This is a genomic window from Marinobacter lipolyticus SM19 (genome assembly GCF_000397065.2).
In the GTDB taxonomy this organism is placed as follows: Bacteria; Pseudomonadota; Gammaproteobacteria; order Pseudomonadales; family Oleiphilaceae; genus Marinobacter; species Marinobacter lipolyticus.
Genome location: NZ_KE007317.1, coordinates 546,985 through 561,294 on the forward strand (window position 1 = coordinate 546,985; position 14,310 = coordinate 561,294).

At 55.5% G+C, this 14,310-nt stretch carries 16 protein-coding genes; 3 read left to right on the forward strand and 13 right to left on the reverse strand.

The genetic code is table 11. The features are described from left to right. Window positions 1–29 precede the first annotated feature (29 nt). The 8 genes from tolA to aspS all read right to left on the reverse strand — a co-directional run bounded on the left by tolA (window position 30) and on the right by aspS (window position 6,954). A complete protein-coding gene (tolA, locus tag MARLIPOL_RS08845) occupies window positions 30–1,058 on the reverse strand; it encodes a cell envelope integrity protein TolA (RefSeq protein ID WP_012137714.1) in 1,029 nt (342 codons plus the stop codon). A gap of 21 nt (window positions 1,059–1,079) precedes the next feature. Next, a complete protein-coding gene (gene tolR, locus MARLIPOL_RS08850) occupies window positions 1,080–1,526 on the reverse strand; it encodes a protein TolR (RefSeq protein ID WP_012137715.1) in 447 nt (148 codons plus the stop codon). A 40-nt stretch (window positions 1,527–1,566) separates the two neighbouring features. Then, window positions 1,567–2,259, reverse strand: coding sequence for a protein TolQ (gene tolQ / locus MARLIPOL_RS08855; protein WP_012137716.1), 693 nt, complete (start codon window positions 2,257–2,259; stop codon window positions 1,567–1,569). A 3-nt stretch (window positions 2,260–2,262) separates the two neighbouring features. Continuing rightward, complete coding sequence (locus MARLIPOL_RS08860; protein WP_012137717.1) at window positions 2,263–2,721, reverse strand: YbgC/FadM family acyl-CoA thioesterase; 459 nt, start codon at window positions 2,719–2,721, stop codon at window positions 2,263–2,265. Further along, window positions 2,714–3,742 carry a Holliday junction branch migration DNA helicase RuvB gene (gene ruvB / locus MARLIPOL_RS08865; protein ID WP_012137718.1) on the reverse strand — a complete coding sequence of 343 codons (1,029 nt, stop codon included), beginning with the start codon at window positions 3,740–3,742 and terminating at the stop codon, window positions 2,714–2,716. Before ruvB ends, MARLIPOL_RS08860 begins: the two co-directional genes overlap by 8 nt. 133 nt (window positions 3,743–3,875) lie before the next feature. Next, on the reverse strand, window positions 3,876–4,508 hold the full coding sequence (ruvA, locus tag MARLIPOL_RS08870; protein WP_012137719.1) for a Holliday junction branch migration protein RuvA: 633 nt from the start codon (window positions 4,506–4,508) through the stop codon (window positions 3,876–3,878). A 30-nt stretch (window positions 4,509–4,538) separates the two neighbouring features. Further along, entirely contained in the window at window positions 4,539–5,063 is a 525-nt protein-coding gene (gene ruvC / locus MARLIPOL_RS08875; RefSeq protein WP_012137720.1) for a crossover junction endodeoxyribonuclease RuvC, read from the reverse strand. Window positions 5,064–5,148: 85 nt separating this feature from the next. Next, a complete protein-coding gene (aspS, locus tag MARLIPOL_RS08880; protein WP_012137721.1) occupies window positions 5,149–6,954 on the reverse strand; it encodes an aspartate--tRNA ligase in 1,806 nt (601 codons plus the stop codon). A gap of 186 nt (window positions 6,955–7,140) precedes the next feature. Between aspS and fabR the strand changes: the two genes are divergently transcribed. Continuing rightward, on the forward strand, window positions 7,141–7,764 hold the full coding sequence (gene fabR, locus MARLIPOL_RS08885) for an HTH-type transcriptional repressor FabR (RefSeq protein ID WP_012137722.1): 624 nt from the start codon (window positions 7,141–7,143) through the stop codon (window positions 7,762–7,764). Between the two features lie 161 nt (window positions 7,765–7,925). On the opposite strand, the gene MARLIPOL_RS08890 is transcribed toward fabR, so the two are convergent. The 5 genes from MARLIPOL_RS08890 to tadA all read right to left on the reverse strand — a co-directional run bounded on the left by MARLIPOL_RS08890 (window position 7,926) and on the right by tadA (window position 11,967). Next, window positions 7,926–8,432 carry a hypothetical protein gene (locus MARLIPOL_RS08890; RefSeq protein WP_012137723.1) on the reverse strand — a complete coding sequence of 169 codons (507 nt, stop codon included), beginning with the start codon at window positions 8,430–8,432 and terminating at the stop codon, window positions 7,926–7,928. 204 nt (window positions 8,433–8,636) lie between these two features. Then, the gene (locus MARLIPOL_RS08895) at window positions 8,637–9,062 is read right to left on the reverse strand and encodes an HIT domain-containing protein (RefSeq protein ID WP_012137724.1); all 426 of its coding nucleotides are present in this window, start codon (window positions 9,060–9,062) and stop codon (window positions 8,637–8,639) included. A gap of 1 nt (window position 9,063) precedes the next feature. Then, the gene (locus MARLIPOL_RS08900) at window positions 9,064–10,407 is read right to left on the reverse strand and encodes a UDP-glucose dehydrogenase family protein (RefSeq protein WP_012137725.1); all 1,344 of its coding nucleotides are present in this window, start codon (window positions 10,405–10,407) and stop codon (window positions 9,064–9,066) included. A 42-nt stretch (window positions 10,408–10,449) separates the two neighbouring features. Beyond that, entirely contained in the window at window positions 10,450–11,445 is a 996-nt protein-coding gene (gene galE, locus MARLIPOL_RS08905) for a UDP-glucose 4-epimerase GalE (RefSeq protein ID WP_012137726.1), read from the reverse strand. A 9-nt stretch (window positions 11,446–11,454) separates the two neighbouring features. Beyond that, the gene (gene tadA, locus MARLIPOL_RS08910; protein ID WP_036190997.1) at window positions 11,455–11,967 is read right to left on the reverse strand and encodes a tRNA adenosine(34) deaminase TadA; all 513 of its coding nucleotides are present in this window, start codon (window positions 11,965–11,967) and stop codon (window positions 11,455–11,457) included. Between the two features lie 41 nt (window positions 11,968–12,008). On the opposite strand from tadA, the gene MARLIPOL_RS08915 reads away from it, so the two are divergent. After that, window positions 12,009–12,500 carry a phasin family protein gene (locus tag MARLIPOL_RS08915; protein WP_228677598.1) on the forward strand — a complete coding sequence of 164 codons (492 nt, stop codon included), beginning with the start codon at window positions 12,009–12,011 and terminating at the stop codon, window positions 12,498–12,500. Between the two features lie 9 nt (window positions 12,501–12,509). Then, on the forward strand, window positions 12,510–14,309 hold the full coding sequence (locus tag MARLIPOL_RS08920; RefSeq protein ID WP_012137729.1) for a PHA/PHB synthase family protein: 1,800 nt from the start codon (window positions 12,510–12,512) through the stop codon (window positions 14,307–14,309). Window position 14,310: the final 1 nt, after the last annotated feature.

Genomic DNA, 14,310 nt, shown 5'->3' on the forward strand with positions numbered 1-14,310 from the left:
CGATGTGTCATCAGCTTTTCCATCTATCCTTATTTCAACCGCCGTGGATTGAATTCGATCGTGAACTGGCGGAAATAACGCTCAAACGTGTCCCGGTCATCCGGAATCGGATAACGATTAAGGGACTTCACCGCACTGATTGCCGAATTATCGAATGCCGTATTGCCACTGCCGTTGATCAGCTTCACTGACTGAAGTTCGCCTGTCGGCAATAGTGTGATCTGCAACCTTGCGGTCATCTCCTCCGTTGCGGACGATGGCGGATACCATGCCTGACTCAATCGCTCACGAATCAAGGCCTGATATTTTTCGCTCTCCGACATCATGCGAGCCTCTCTGGCTTTCGCTGCAGCGGCTTCCTGCTGACGCCTCGCCTCTGCCTCGCGCTCCCGACTGGCTTCCTCAGCCAGCGCTTCCAGCTGCTGCTCCTTCAGACGACGCTCAGCTTCCTTGCGTTTCTGTTCCGCTTCGCGTCGGGCCTGCTCTTCGCGCTTTTGCCTTTCGGCCTCTTCACGCTTGCGACGCTCTTCCTCTGCCTTGCGGCGTTCCTCTTCAGCTCGTCGCTTGGCTTCTTCCTGACGGCGCTTTTCCTCTTCCGCCTTTTGTCGCGCACGCTCTTTCGCCTCGGCTTCGGCTTTTTGTCGGGCAGCCTCTTCCTCACGCGCTTTTTGTTCAGCACGTTCACGAGCGGCGGCCTCCTCCTGCCGTTTCCGCTCCTTTTCCTGCTGGATACGCCGAGCCTCTTCCCGAGCCTTCTCTTCCTCGGCAGCCTTGCGCTCTGCTTCCTGGCGCCGCTTCTGCTCTTGCTGCTCCTTCTTGCGCTCCTCATCCCGATCCGGTTCATCGACCTCTTCGACGACCGGGCTGGGCTCAGGCTCTTGCTGCGTCACCAGCCGGGCAGCAATGCTACGGGGCTCTGGCTCACTCTCTGGTGTAGTCCAGGACCAGCCAGCCAGTGCCACCACCACAATCAGCCCATGCAGCAGCAGTGACAAGGCAACGGGCGACTTCCACGGTTGCTGCCCGATATTGGTTACATCACGTTCCTGACCTGTCACAAAAACCTGCCCGTTCTATGCTCAGTTTTCGGTGGATGGCGCTTCGGTAATCAGCCCCACACTGGTGGCGCCGGCCCCTTGAAGTTCCGCCATCAGACGGACTACGGTTCCATATTCCACATGCTCGTCTCCACGCACCAGAATTTCCCGGGCACTTCGCTCTGACAGTATCTTGGATACCTGTGTCCGAACCTCGCCCAGAGACATCGGATCACTGTTCTCATCACCAATTTCCAGAAAGTAGGCGCCATTGGAATCCACTGACACAATGATCGATTCCACATCTTTGTCGGACTGAATCGGATCCGACATTGTTTCCGGCAAATCCACTTTTACGCCCTGAGTCAGCATCGGTGCGGTGACCATAAAGATCACCAACAGTACTAACATGACGTCGATGTACGGGACCACATTGATCTCGGACATTGGCTTCCGGCGGTGCGCCGGCATCATTCCCATGCCTCTCATGCCTGCATGCTCCTGACTGACTTACACTGGCCCATGGATATCACGCTGCTGACGACCGCTCGCTACTATGCACGCGACGATGGAGAATACTCGAGAACTCATCCGCAAAGGTCTCGTAGTTCTTTAACAGTGCATCGGACATGGAGGAAAAACGGTTATAGGCAATAACCGCCGGAATCGCGGCAAACAGACCCATCGCGGTCGCGATCAATGCTTCGGAAATCCCCGGTGCTACCGTAGCCAGAGTGGCCTGCTGAACCTGTGCCAAACCACGGAACGAGTTCATGATGCCCCAGACCGTACCAAACAGACCGATGTAGGGACTGGTCGAACCGACGGAAGCAAGGAAGGGTAACGACGCTTCCAGCCTCTCCTGTTCACGGGAGAACGCAACACGCATGGCGCGCTGGGTACCCTCCATAACAGCATCGGCATCACGACTCTGCTGACGCAGTCGGGAGAACTCCTTGAAACCGGAACGGAACAGCGACTCCATCCCCGAGAAGGGTGTGGGATCGCTGTTTACTTCCCGGTACAGCTGCCCCAGATCCATACCGGACCAGAAACGTTCCTCAAACTCAAGCTGCGCCCGCCGTGCCTTACGGAAAACCTGAAAACGCTGGAAGATAAGCGCCCAGGACACCACGGAAGCCAGAGCCAGCAACAGCATGACCAGTTGAACCAGCACACCCGCGTTGGCTATGAGATACCAAACAGAAACTTCTGACTCCACCTTCTACTCCTGGCTTGTTCCGGTTAAAAGTTGGTTTTCGTGAACGCTTTCCAAGAGTTCACGCATATTGTCCGGCAACCGTCTCGGGCGCCCGCTATCCAGTGCCACGCAAGCAACCCGCACATCGGCGGAGGCAAGCAGGGTTTCGTCCCCCGCCTTCAACACCCGCTGCCGAAAATCCATCCAGACACGACCGAAGCCGATGGGCTCCGCCGTTACCAGCAACTGATCATCAAGCTTCGCCGGCACCGCATAATGGATATTCAGACGCTGGACCACGTAACTGATGTTATCCGACAGCCCTGCTCGCAGACCGACGCCACAGGTCCGTACCCATTCCGTGCGTGCACGCTCCATATAGTGCAGGTACTTCGCATGGAATACGATGCCACCTGCATCCGTATCCTCAATATAGACTCTGACCGGCAGGCGGAACTGTCCGGAGTGAAGAGCTTCAGTCAAAGAGATCCTCCTTTCCTGACCGTACCGGTACAACACCGAAATGCTGATAGGCAGTGGAGGTCACCATGCGCCCTCTCGGTGTGCGCACCATGAACCCCTGCTGGATCAGGAATGGCTCCAGAACATCCTCAATGGTGCCTCGCTCCTCACTGATGGCCGCAGCCAGACTCTCTACACCGACAGGACCACCATCAAACTTTTCGATCATCGCCAGCAACAGGCGGCGATCCATATGATCAAAACCCTGATCATCCACCTTCAGCATATTCAATGCCTGGTCTGCGATGGAGTCGCTGATACGACCGTCCGCCTTGACCTCGGCGAAGTCGCGGACCCGACGCAACAGCCGGTTAGCGATGCGAGGCGTACCCCGGGAACGCCGCGCTATCTCATACGCGCCGCCTTCATCAATAGCCACCGATGACAAGCGGGCGGACCGTAGAATAATGCTGGTCAGATCCCTGGTGTTATAAAATTCCAGGCGCTGAACAATCCCGAAACGATCTCGCAGTGGCGATGTCAGAAGGCCGGCCCGGGTGGTGGCTCCCACCAGAGTGAACGGCGGCAGATCGAGCTTGATCGATCGCGCCGCGGGTCCTTCACCGATCATGATATCCAGCTGATAATCTTCCATCGCCGGATAAAGGACCTCTTCCACTGCTGCGCTCAGCCGATGAATCTCGTCAATAAAGAGGACGTCGCCCTCTTCCAGATTTGTCAGCATTGCCGCCAGGTCACCGGCCTTTTCCAGCACCGGTCCCGATGTGGTTTTGATGGCCACGCCCATTTCGTTCGCAATAATATTCGCCAGCGTCGTCTTGCCCAGCCCCGGAGGCCCAAAGATCAGGACATGGTCCAACGCTTCCTCGCGAGCACGGGCAGCCGAGACAAAGATATCCATCTGTTCCCGCACCGCCGGCTGTCCGACATACTCGGCCAGCAACGTAGGCCGAATAGCTCGGTCCTGCACTTCTTCGTACTGCCCGGCCTGGGCAGAAATCAGACGATCAGATTCAATCATGACGTTACCAGAACAGTGGGACTACACATCATGCCTGCACATTAAGGTGCCCCAATTGTACAAACGACTCAGTGGCTGTCACGTTACGCTCTATACAGATTAGGCGCCAGACAGGTCACGAATTACGGCAGTTTCATCCCGCCGGGATCATATTGCGGAGGGCCAGGCGTATCAGCTCCTCACTCGCCATGCCTTTCTCCGCTACCTTGTTGATGGCCTTTGCCGCCTCCTGAGGCCTGTAACCAAGGGCAATCAGCGCGGCTTCAGCTTCATCCCGGGGATCGTAACCAGCCGTGTTGGTCTCAACACTGCCCGAACCACCGCCTGTCGTCTCGGACGACATAGGCACGAACTGTCCCTCAAGTTGCCCTATCCGATCCGTCATTTCAATAAGCAGACGTTCAGCGGTTTTTTTACCAACACCTGGCAGCTTCACCAGCGCGTTGGCATCCCGCGTTTCCACACAACGGATAAACTGTTGCGCATCCAGCCCCGACAGGATCCCCACCGCCAACCTCGGTCCCACACCATTGACCTTGATCAGCAATCGGAACAGATCCCGATCCAGGCGAGAGACGAAACCGAACAGGCTTTGGGCATCTTCACGAACAGCGAAATGAGTATGGAGGGTTACTTCCGTTCCCGCTTCAGGGAGATGGAAGAAGGTGGTGTAGGGAATATCAACTTCATACCCCAGGCCAGTGCACTCAACCAGTGCCTGACCGGGAGACTTTTCTATCAGCGTGCCTCGAATTCGACCTATCAACGAAAGTCTCCTCAGGCGCAAACGCGCCGGCTATTGTTGTCTCACCCGCCCGCTCCGCACCTTACCACCGGCCGCCAACCGCGTAACACTCTGATTCATATGGGCATGACACAATGCAATTGCCAGCGCATCGGCGGCATCCGCCTGAGGGGTTCGGGAAAGGGATAACAGCACCTGTACCATGTGCTGAACCTGGGACTTGTCAGCCCCCCCCTTACCCACCACCGCCTGTTTGACCTGGCGTGCCGAGTATTCATGAACTGGCAGTCCACTGTTGGCAGCACTGACAATAGCTGCACCGCGAGCCTGCCCCAATTTAAGTGCAGAATCCGGGTTTCGGGCCATAAATACCTGTTCTATGGCAAATTCTTCCGGACGGTATTCCCCAATTAATGTGGCAAGACTGTGAAAGATCGTTTGCAAACGCTCTGCCATGGGCTTCTCACCCACGCGGATACAACCACTGTCGATGTATTCGATGTGGCGACCTTGCGCCCGGATAATACCGTATCCGGTAATGCGGGACCCCGGATCTACGCCCAGAATAATAGCCACATCAAATTCCTTGGTTGGCTACGGGGAATTCATCAATCGTCCGGGCTTCCCGATCCACAACGGGAGAGCCCGGACAGGGTGCTGCTTACTCGTTATTGCCTTCCGATTTGTCGGCTTCAGTTACTTTGGCTGCCGGTTTGCGCAGGCGAATATGAAGTTCACGCAACTGCTTCTCGTCCACTTCACCAGGCGCCTGGGTCATCAGACAGGTGGCACTCTGGGTTTTCGGGAAGGCGATGACATCACGGATCGACGACGCTCCGGTCATCAGCATCACCAGGCGGTCCAGACCAAAGGCCAGGCCACCGTGAGGAGGACAACCGAACTTCAGGGCATCCAGCAGGAAGCCGAACTTCGCGCGCGCTTCGTCCTCGCCAATTCCCAGGATACGGAATACTGTTTCCTGCATCTCCTCGCTGTGAATACGGATAGAACCACCACCAAGTTCGGTACCGTTAAGAACCATGTCATAGGCCCTTGAAAGCGCCGTTGCCGGGTTCGCCGCCAGCTCCTCAGCAGAACAGGAAGGCGCGGTGAACGGGTGGTGAATAGCCGTCAGGCTGCCGTCCGGAGTTTCCTCAAACATCGGGAAATCCACGACCCACAGAGGCGCCCACTCAGAGGTCAGCATTTCGAGGTCATACCCCACCTTGATACGCAGAGCGCCCAGGGCCTCATTCACCACGGTCGCCTTGTCCGCGCCAAAGAAAACGATATCGCCGTCTTCCGCGCCAACACGCTCGATAATCGCCGTGGCCACGTCATCACCAAGGAACTTGATGATCGGTGACTGCAGGCCCTCAACGCCCTTGGCGAGTTCATTTACCTTGATGTAGGCAAGACCTTTGGCCCCGTAGATGCCGACGAACTTGGTGTAGTCGTCAATCTGCTTACGGGTCAGCACACCGCCCTTGGGCACACGCAGCGCGGCAACACGGCCCTTCGGATCTTTCGCAGGACCTGCAAAGACCTTGAAGTCCACCCCTTCGACCAGATCCCCCACATCCAGCAGCTCCAGCGGAATCCGCAAATCCGGCTTATCACTGCCATAGCGCTGCATGGCCTCTGCGTATGGCATGCGCGGGAATTCCGGCAGCTCAACACTCAGGACATCCTTGAACAGGGAGCGAATCATGCCCTCGTTGAGGGACATCAGGCTTTCTTCATCAACGAACGACGCCTCGACATCCACCTGGGTAAATTCAGGCTGACGATCCGCCCGCAGATCTTCATCACGGAAGCACTTGGCAATCTGATAATAACGGTCAACGCCCGACACCATCAGCAACTGTTTGAATAGCTGCGGGGACTGGGGCAACGCAAAGAAGGAACCGTCATGGGTCCGACTCGGTACCAGATAATCCCGGGCACCTTCCGGGGTTGCGCGGGTCAGGATAGGCGTTTCCACATCCATGAACCCATTGCCGTCGAGGTAGTTACGGATATAGCTGGTCACACGGGAGCGGAAGCGCAGTCGATTCAGCATTTCCGGACGACGCAGATCAACAAAACGATATTTGAGGCGAACATCCTCGCCAACGTCAACGTGCTCATCCAACGGGAATGGCGGCGTGGCAGCGGCGTTCAGAATGCTTACGTCCTTGCCCAGCAACTCAACCTGACCCGTTGGCATGTTGCTGTTCTCAGTACCGGCCGGACGGCGGCGAACGCGACCTGTGACCTTGATAACAAACTCACTGCGTATCTTTTCCGCCAGCGCAAAGCTCTCGGGGGTGTCCGGATCGACCACGACCTGGGAGATACCGTCCCGGTCCCGCAGGTCGAGGAAAATCACCCCACCGTGGTCACGGCGACGGTGAACCCAACCGCAGAGTGTTACTTCCTGATCAATGTGAGATTCGTTGATACCACCGCAATAATGACTGCGCATACCGGTTCCCGTTGTTTCAAATGTGTGCATAAATGTGTGCGAAATATGGATTCGGCGGACACTACTGGAAAAGCCGCCCATTATAAACACAATGGACGTGAAAATCAGGCTCCAATCACGGTGGGTGACGCCTTCTGCACAGACCGATAGAATGTATCACCCTTCTCAGCAATCGGAGCCGTTGTATTGTCGTCCCGAGCCGAACAAAAACTTAAAACACGTCGCGCCCTGATGGACGCCGCCCTCGCCCAACTCAGCGCGGATCGCGGCTTTGGCAGCCTGAGCCTCAGAGAAGTTGCCCGGGAAGCAGGCATTGCACCGACCTCATTCTATCGCCACTTTGCTGAACTGGACGAATTAGGCCTGGCACTGGTGGATGAAGGGGGGGTAGCACTGCGGCAGCTGATGCGCCACGCACGCAAACGAATTGCCAGAGACGGCAGCGCCATCAGCACTTCCGTTGAAACCTTTATGGAATATCTCGGCAACAACGCCAACCTGTTCAGATTGATGCTGCGGGAGCGCACCGGTGTGTCCAAACCTTTCCGCACAGCCATTAAGGCGGAAATAGACCACTTTGTTACGGAACTGGCGGATGACCTGAGACGTTTTGCTGAGGAACAGAACAAACCCCTGTCCGACGCGCGGCTGGTGGCAGAAGCTATGGTTACACTGGTATTCAATCAGGGTGCCGAAGCGCTGGATGCGACGCCGAAAGAGAAGGACAGCCTGAAAGTTAAACTGAAAACGGAATTGCGGATGATTCTTCTGGGCTCTCAAAGTCTTGCCAATCACACAAGAAAGCCCTGAACCTGAATGTCAGGTATTTTTTTAATTTATCGGAATTCCATGGAACCTTAATGACTCAACGTTCGTCAGTTAATCGGGATAGAGCCTATCCTATTGTTGAGTCGTTGCCTCCAAGAGGCGACTTGAGCCCGCCGCTTGGCGGGCTTTTTTATGACACTTCCCTAGCAGGCGAATTTCATCCGTCCGCCAATTTCATACCCTTCGGGCACTTGATAGACAGATGATGCCATACGTGCGGCGTCTGCGCGGTGCCTTTCAAGATAGCCTTCAATCTCAATGGCGCGATGGCGAAACGCCCCATCCAACTCCCGACTCAGGGAATAATCCAGCCGGATTCCTACTCGGACTCCCTCATCAACATCATTGACGTATCGAACATTACCAGGCGCAAAGCTGATGGCTGGCTCATCCCTCGGATTCCTCACCTCATGCTTGCGAATCAGGGATATACATATATTTTCGTCAGGATTGATCCGAGCACCGGACAAGATCAGGGCCACACCATCCCGATCAAAATCCAGCACTGCACACTCTTCTATGAGTTCCAAAGACTTTTCCGTGTAAACCCTGGCGGACAAGAGTCCAAGTGCCAGATATCGATAATTTACGATATCAGTATCGTGGGAGGCCTGCGGCAAATTCACCTGAGCACAGGATTGATTCTCCATAGTTCCACTCTCTTTTTACTTGGTTTTTTGGGATCTACGTCACACTTCCATAGTTACACGCTTGTATAGCATCCTAGGTTCCTGAATGTACTGGCAAATGCTTACAGGAGAGGTTCTTTTGGCCCAAGAAGGAAGGTATGGGTGGCCAAATGGGCCACCCAGCAAAGTCAGCGGTATTCGGCGGTGGTTGATCGCCTCTGATTGTCAGGCAAGAAATGAAATAACAGGACTTAATTTTTCGAGGACTGACGCCAGCCCGGGCTCGTCATAAGGGACTGGCGGTTGTGCACCCCAGACAGGGCCCGGCCAGGCCGGATCTCCCTGAAAGCGGACAATATGATGTAGGTGCAACTGCGGCACCATGTTTCCCAACGCTGCGACATTCATTTTGTCGCCATCGAACAGGGCCATCATCTCTTTACTCAAAGCAGACGACTCTGCCAGCAACCGGTGTTGCTCCGTGACTTCAAGCTCATAGATTTCGCGAATTCCCGGGACTGCCGGCACCAGGATCACCCAGGGCCAGGTACGGTCATTCATCAACCGCATCTCGCACAACCGGCTCCGGCCCAGGCTGATCGTATCAGCAGCAAGGCGCTCGTGAAGCTGAAAATCGTTGAACGCATGCATATCAATCGAACTGAAACTGGTTACGGCCACGGCCGATGGCGTAGTAGATGAGCCCATTGCGGCTCAACATGTCCGGCTCGTAGAGGTTGCGGCCATCGAACACCACCGGCTCCTTCAGGGCGGTGGCAATGGCTGCAAAATCCGGAGAACGGAATTCCTTCCACTCCGTGCAGATGGCCAGAACGTCGGCCCCCTTGAGCGCCTGCTCCTTGGTTCCACACAGCGTGAGACCGGACTGGTCACCATAAAGCCGCTGGGTCTCCTCCATGGCTTCGGGATCAAAGGCCTGCACGCTGGCACCCGCTTTCCAGAGGTCTTCCATCAGCGTGCGGGCCGACGCTTCGCGCATGTCATCGGTGTTAGGTTTGAATGCCAGCCCCCACAGGGCCACCACCTTGCCCCTGAGATCGCCATTGAAATAATGACTGATCTTGTCAAACAGAACGTGCTTCTGGGCGAAATTCACCGATTCCACAGCGTTGAGCAGACGCGCTTCATAGTCGCAATCCCGCGCCGTCCGGGCCAGAGCCTGAACATCCTTTGGGAAACAGGAGCCACCGTAACCGCAGCCCGGGTAAATAAAGTGATATCCGATGCGGGGATCAGAGCCAATACCACGACGCACCGCCTCGATGTCTGCCCCAAGACGTTCAGCCAGGTTGGCAATTTCATTCATGAAACTGATCTTGGTCGCGAGCATGGAGTTGGCCGCGTACTTGGTCAACTCGGCTGAGCGGATATCCATGAAGATCATCCGGTCGTGATTACGATTGAACGGATAGTAAACTTCCCGCAGCATGTCCGCGGCCTTGTCGCTGTCGGTACCAACGACAATGCGATCGGGTTTCATGAAATCATTGATGGCGGCCCCTTCCTTCAGGAACTCCGGATTGGACACCACATCAAACTCCAACTCGAGGCCGCGGCGGTCCAGCTCTGCACGCACAGCCGCCTTGACCTTATCCCCGGTGCCCACGGGTACGGTGGATTTATCGACGACTACCTTGTAGTCGTCCATATGTTCACCGATGGAGCGCGCAACCGCTGTGACGTACTGAAGGTCAGCGGAGCCGTCCTCATCCGGTGGTGTTCCCACCGCAATGAACTGCAGAACACCGTGGCTGACCGCTTTCGCGGTATCTGTGGTAAAAGACAGACGTCCGGCTTCCACTGTGTGCTTGACGATACTTTCCAGGCCCGGCTCATAGATGGGGATCTGGCCATTCTCCAGCTTTTCGATTTTGCCTCGATCAACATCCATACACAGGACATCGTGCCCCACATCGGCCAGACAGGCCCCTGTCACCAGCCCGACGTAACCGGTACCAAAAATGGTAATCTTCATCCAATCAATCCCGATAGTTTTAACGTTTTAGAAAAATCCGGGTCAGACGCCTTCACTTGCCTGGCGATTCTGCCAGATTTTCTCCCAGGCCAGCGCAGTGCCCACAATGGTTTCCAGATCATCGTAATCCGGCTCCCAGCCCAGTATCTGTTTGATCCGCCCGTTGTCCGCCATCAATGCGGCAGGATCACCTGCCCGGCGCCCCGTTTCCTGCACTGGAAACTCCACACCGGACAGCCGCTTGACCACGTCAATCACCTCTCGCACGGTGAAACCACGACCATACCCACAATTCAGAACCCGCGAATCACCACCGGCCGCCATATAGCTCAGAGCCATCACATGGGCCTTGGCCAAATCTTCCACATGAATGTAGTCTCGGATACAGGTACCGTCACGGGTATCATAATCCGTACCGAATACACTCATGCCGTTACGTTTTCCGGCCACGCACTCACTGGCAACCTTGATCAGATGCGTGGCTTCGGGCGTAGCCTGCCCGAGCAGTCCGTCCGGGTTGGCCCCGGCCACATTGAAGTACCTCAGAATGACATAATTCAGGGAAGAAGCCGCCGCAAGATCCATGATCATGCGCTCACTCATCATCTTGGAGGCGCCGTAAGGGTTGATTGGTGCCAACGGCAAATCTTCGGTCAACACGGTTTGTTCCGGCATGCCATAAACAGCGGCGGTGGACGAGAACACCATGTAGGGCACACGATTTTGATCAACAGCCCGCAACAGGTTCAGTGTATTGCGGGTGTTGTTGCTGTAATACTTGAGCGGGTTCTCGACAGACTCGGGCACCACAATGTTGGCGGCAAAATGCAGAACTGCATCGAAGCGATGCTGCGAGAAAACATCCGCGATGGCCCCTTCATCTGCCAGGTCGCCCACCACCAGCTCACCACAAGTTACTGCCCATCGGTAACCCGTTGAGAGGTTATCGAACACCACGACATCGTGCCCGGCTTCACCAAGCTGCCTTACAACATGACTGCCAATATAGCCGGCTCCGCCGGTCACCAGTACCTTCATGATGTGACGTCACTCCTTCCCTGAACTCAGTTGTTTTCTACGCCGGATCTGCGCCCGTCGCGCAGCAAAAAAATCACGGATGATCTGACTGCATTGGCTCGCAAGAATGCCACCCTGAGCTTCTATACGCCAGTTGAGGTGCTTTTCATCGAGAGTCTGCCGGGCAGACTCCACGGCTCCAGCTTTGGGTTCAGCGGCACCATACACTAACCGGCTGACCCGGCCATGCACAATAGCGCCCACGCACATAGTGCAGGGCTCAAGGGTGACGTAGAGCGTGGCGCCCGGCAGCCGGTAATTTCCGACGCGCTTCGCCGCATCACGAAGAGCCTGTATTTCAGCGTGGGCTGTGGGATCACAGCCACTGATCGGGGCATTGAAACCGGCACCAATCTCCTTGCCGTTTCGGACCAGTACAGCACCCACTGGCACTTCCCCGGCATCCGCCGCCTGCCCTGCCAGTTGCAAAGCGCGATTCATCCACGCCTCATCCTCTGCGCTGCTTCCACATGCCAATACCATGAAAATACCACATCAGTACCTACTGGGGGGCCAAGTTTATCATGCCTTACCCATTTCCAAAGGCTTCCGTAGCCAACAAAATTCTTCAGAATCTTGAAAACCTCCCCCCAGTTGATGCTTATCAAAATCGCATCAGTAACGCTGGGGCACAATTGGGCTCCGCACGATGTGAATACAAAGGAGCTTCAAAAATGAACAACGATTTATTTGAAAAAGCGACACGACTCAATGAAACGCTTTTCGAGCAGTTCAGTAAGGCGGCAGAAATGCAAATGGACGCTTTTCGCCGGTACGCTGATGTGACCATGGAGCAGGCCCAAAAGGTTTCTGAAGTCCGGGATCTGGAGGGGTTGAAAGCAGTTACCGGAGACCAGGCCGAAACCCTCAAATCTCTCAGTGAACAGTTCTCAAATGACTGGAAAGCCTGGCAGGACTATTTCAATGAAACTCGCGAGCAGGTTCGGAAGGTTTTTGAGAAAGCGCCTGAGCCTGATGCAACGCCCGCCAAGACGACTCCGAAAGCCGCAAAGTAGAGGACGTTTATGTTCGGCATGGATACGCTGGGGAAAACGGCCAGCCAACTGATCAACAGTTTTGAGTCTGGCGTCAGACTGACTCAGCAAAACCTTGAAACATGGCTTGGCGATACCGGCATCATGGACGATGCCAAACTTGCCACGATGTCTGAGATATCCGATGCCTACCGGGCAATGGCAGAAGATCTCCTGCTGCACCCGCTCAGATTTGCAGGCACCGAGCTGGACCTTGCCAAAAAGCACATGGCGCTTGGCTATTACACCCTTGCACGACTGAGCGGTAAAGCCCGAAACCCCGTGGCAGAGCCGGAGTCGGACGACCGGCGCTTCCAGGCCGAAGACTGGCACAAGTACCTGCCCTTTGATGTGCTCCACCAGGCTTACCTGATTAACTCCCGGGCTTTTCTTAACTGGGTCGGTGCAATGGAGGTCCTCCCCCAGACTGGCCGTGACCAGATGCTGTTCTATGCCCGGCAATTGACCAGCGCACTGTCCCCATCAAATTTCCCTGCGTCCAACCCGGAAGTTCTCAGAATAACCTGGGAGCGCAAAGGCATGAATCTGGTTGATGGTTGCCGCCAGTTGGTTGAAGACGTGCGCCAGAATCCGGCGCTATTCAATGTCGGCATGACGGATCGATCAGCATTTGAAGTGGGTCGCAACCTCGCAATGACGCCGGGAAAAGTGATCTACCAGAACGAACTAATGCAGTTGATCCAGTACTCACCCTCCACCGAGACGGTCAGTCAACGCCCTCTCCTGATTGTTCCGCCCTGGATCAACAAGTTCTACATACTGGACCTGACAGCCAAAAAATCTTTCATCCAGTGGCTCGTAAACCAGGGACAAACCGTCTTCATAATTTCCTGGCGCAATCCCGGCCCCGAGCACAGGGACAAGGGATGGGAAGACTACATGCAGCTTGGGCCTCTGGCCGCTATGGATGCTGTAACCGAGGCGACGGGCGAAGACCGGATGAACGTTATCGGGTATTGCATTGGTGGCACTTTGCTGGGATCCACACTGGCATGGCTCAAGAAAAAACGCCACAACCCTGTGGTAAGCGCCACCTACTTGACGACACTTCTGGACTTCTCCGATCCGGGTGGCATTGGCGTTTTTATCAATGATCACTCGGTGCGGGGTATTGAACGAATGCTGGCGCGAAAGGGTTACCTGGACGGACGCGCCATGGCATTTACCTTCAATCTACTGCGGGAAAACGAACTGTTCTGGTCGTTCTGGACCAATAATTACCTGAAAGGAGAGAGACCGGCGGCTTTCGACATATTGTACTGGAATACCGATGGCACCAATCTACCGGCGAAAATGCACAGTTTTTATCTTCGCGAAATGTATCTGAACAACCGCCTGGTTCAGCCGGATGCTCTGACCCTGGCCGGAGAATCCATCAATCTGTCGGAGATTGACGTACCTTCTTACTTCCTGTCAGCACGGCAGGATCATATCGCCAAGTGGAAAGCGACCTACAAAGGTGCCCTCGCCCACGGGGGCGATGTGCAGTTTGTGCTGTCTGGTTCAGGCCACATCGCCGGCGTCATCAATCCACCTTACAAGGAGAAGTACGGCTACTGGACCAACAACAACCTTGTAGCGGACGCAGACGAGTGGTTTTCAGGTTCCGAACAATCACCGGGGTCCTGGTGGCCGCACTGGCTGGAATGGATCGCCCGGTTCTCGGGCCAGCAAGTGCCAGCACGCATACCGGGCGATGGTAAATTACCAGTTATCGAGGATGCTCCGGGGAGCTATGTGCGCGTGAAAGCCGCAAAGGCCGCCGGTTAAA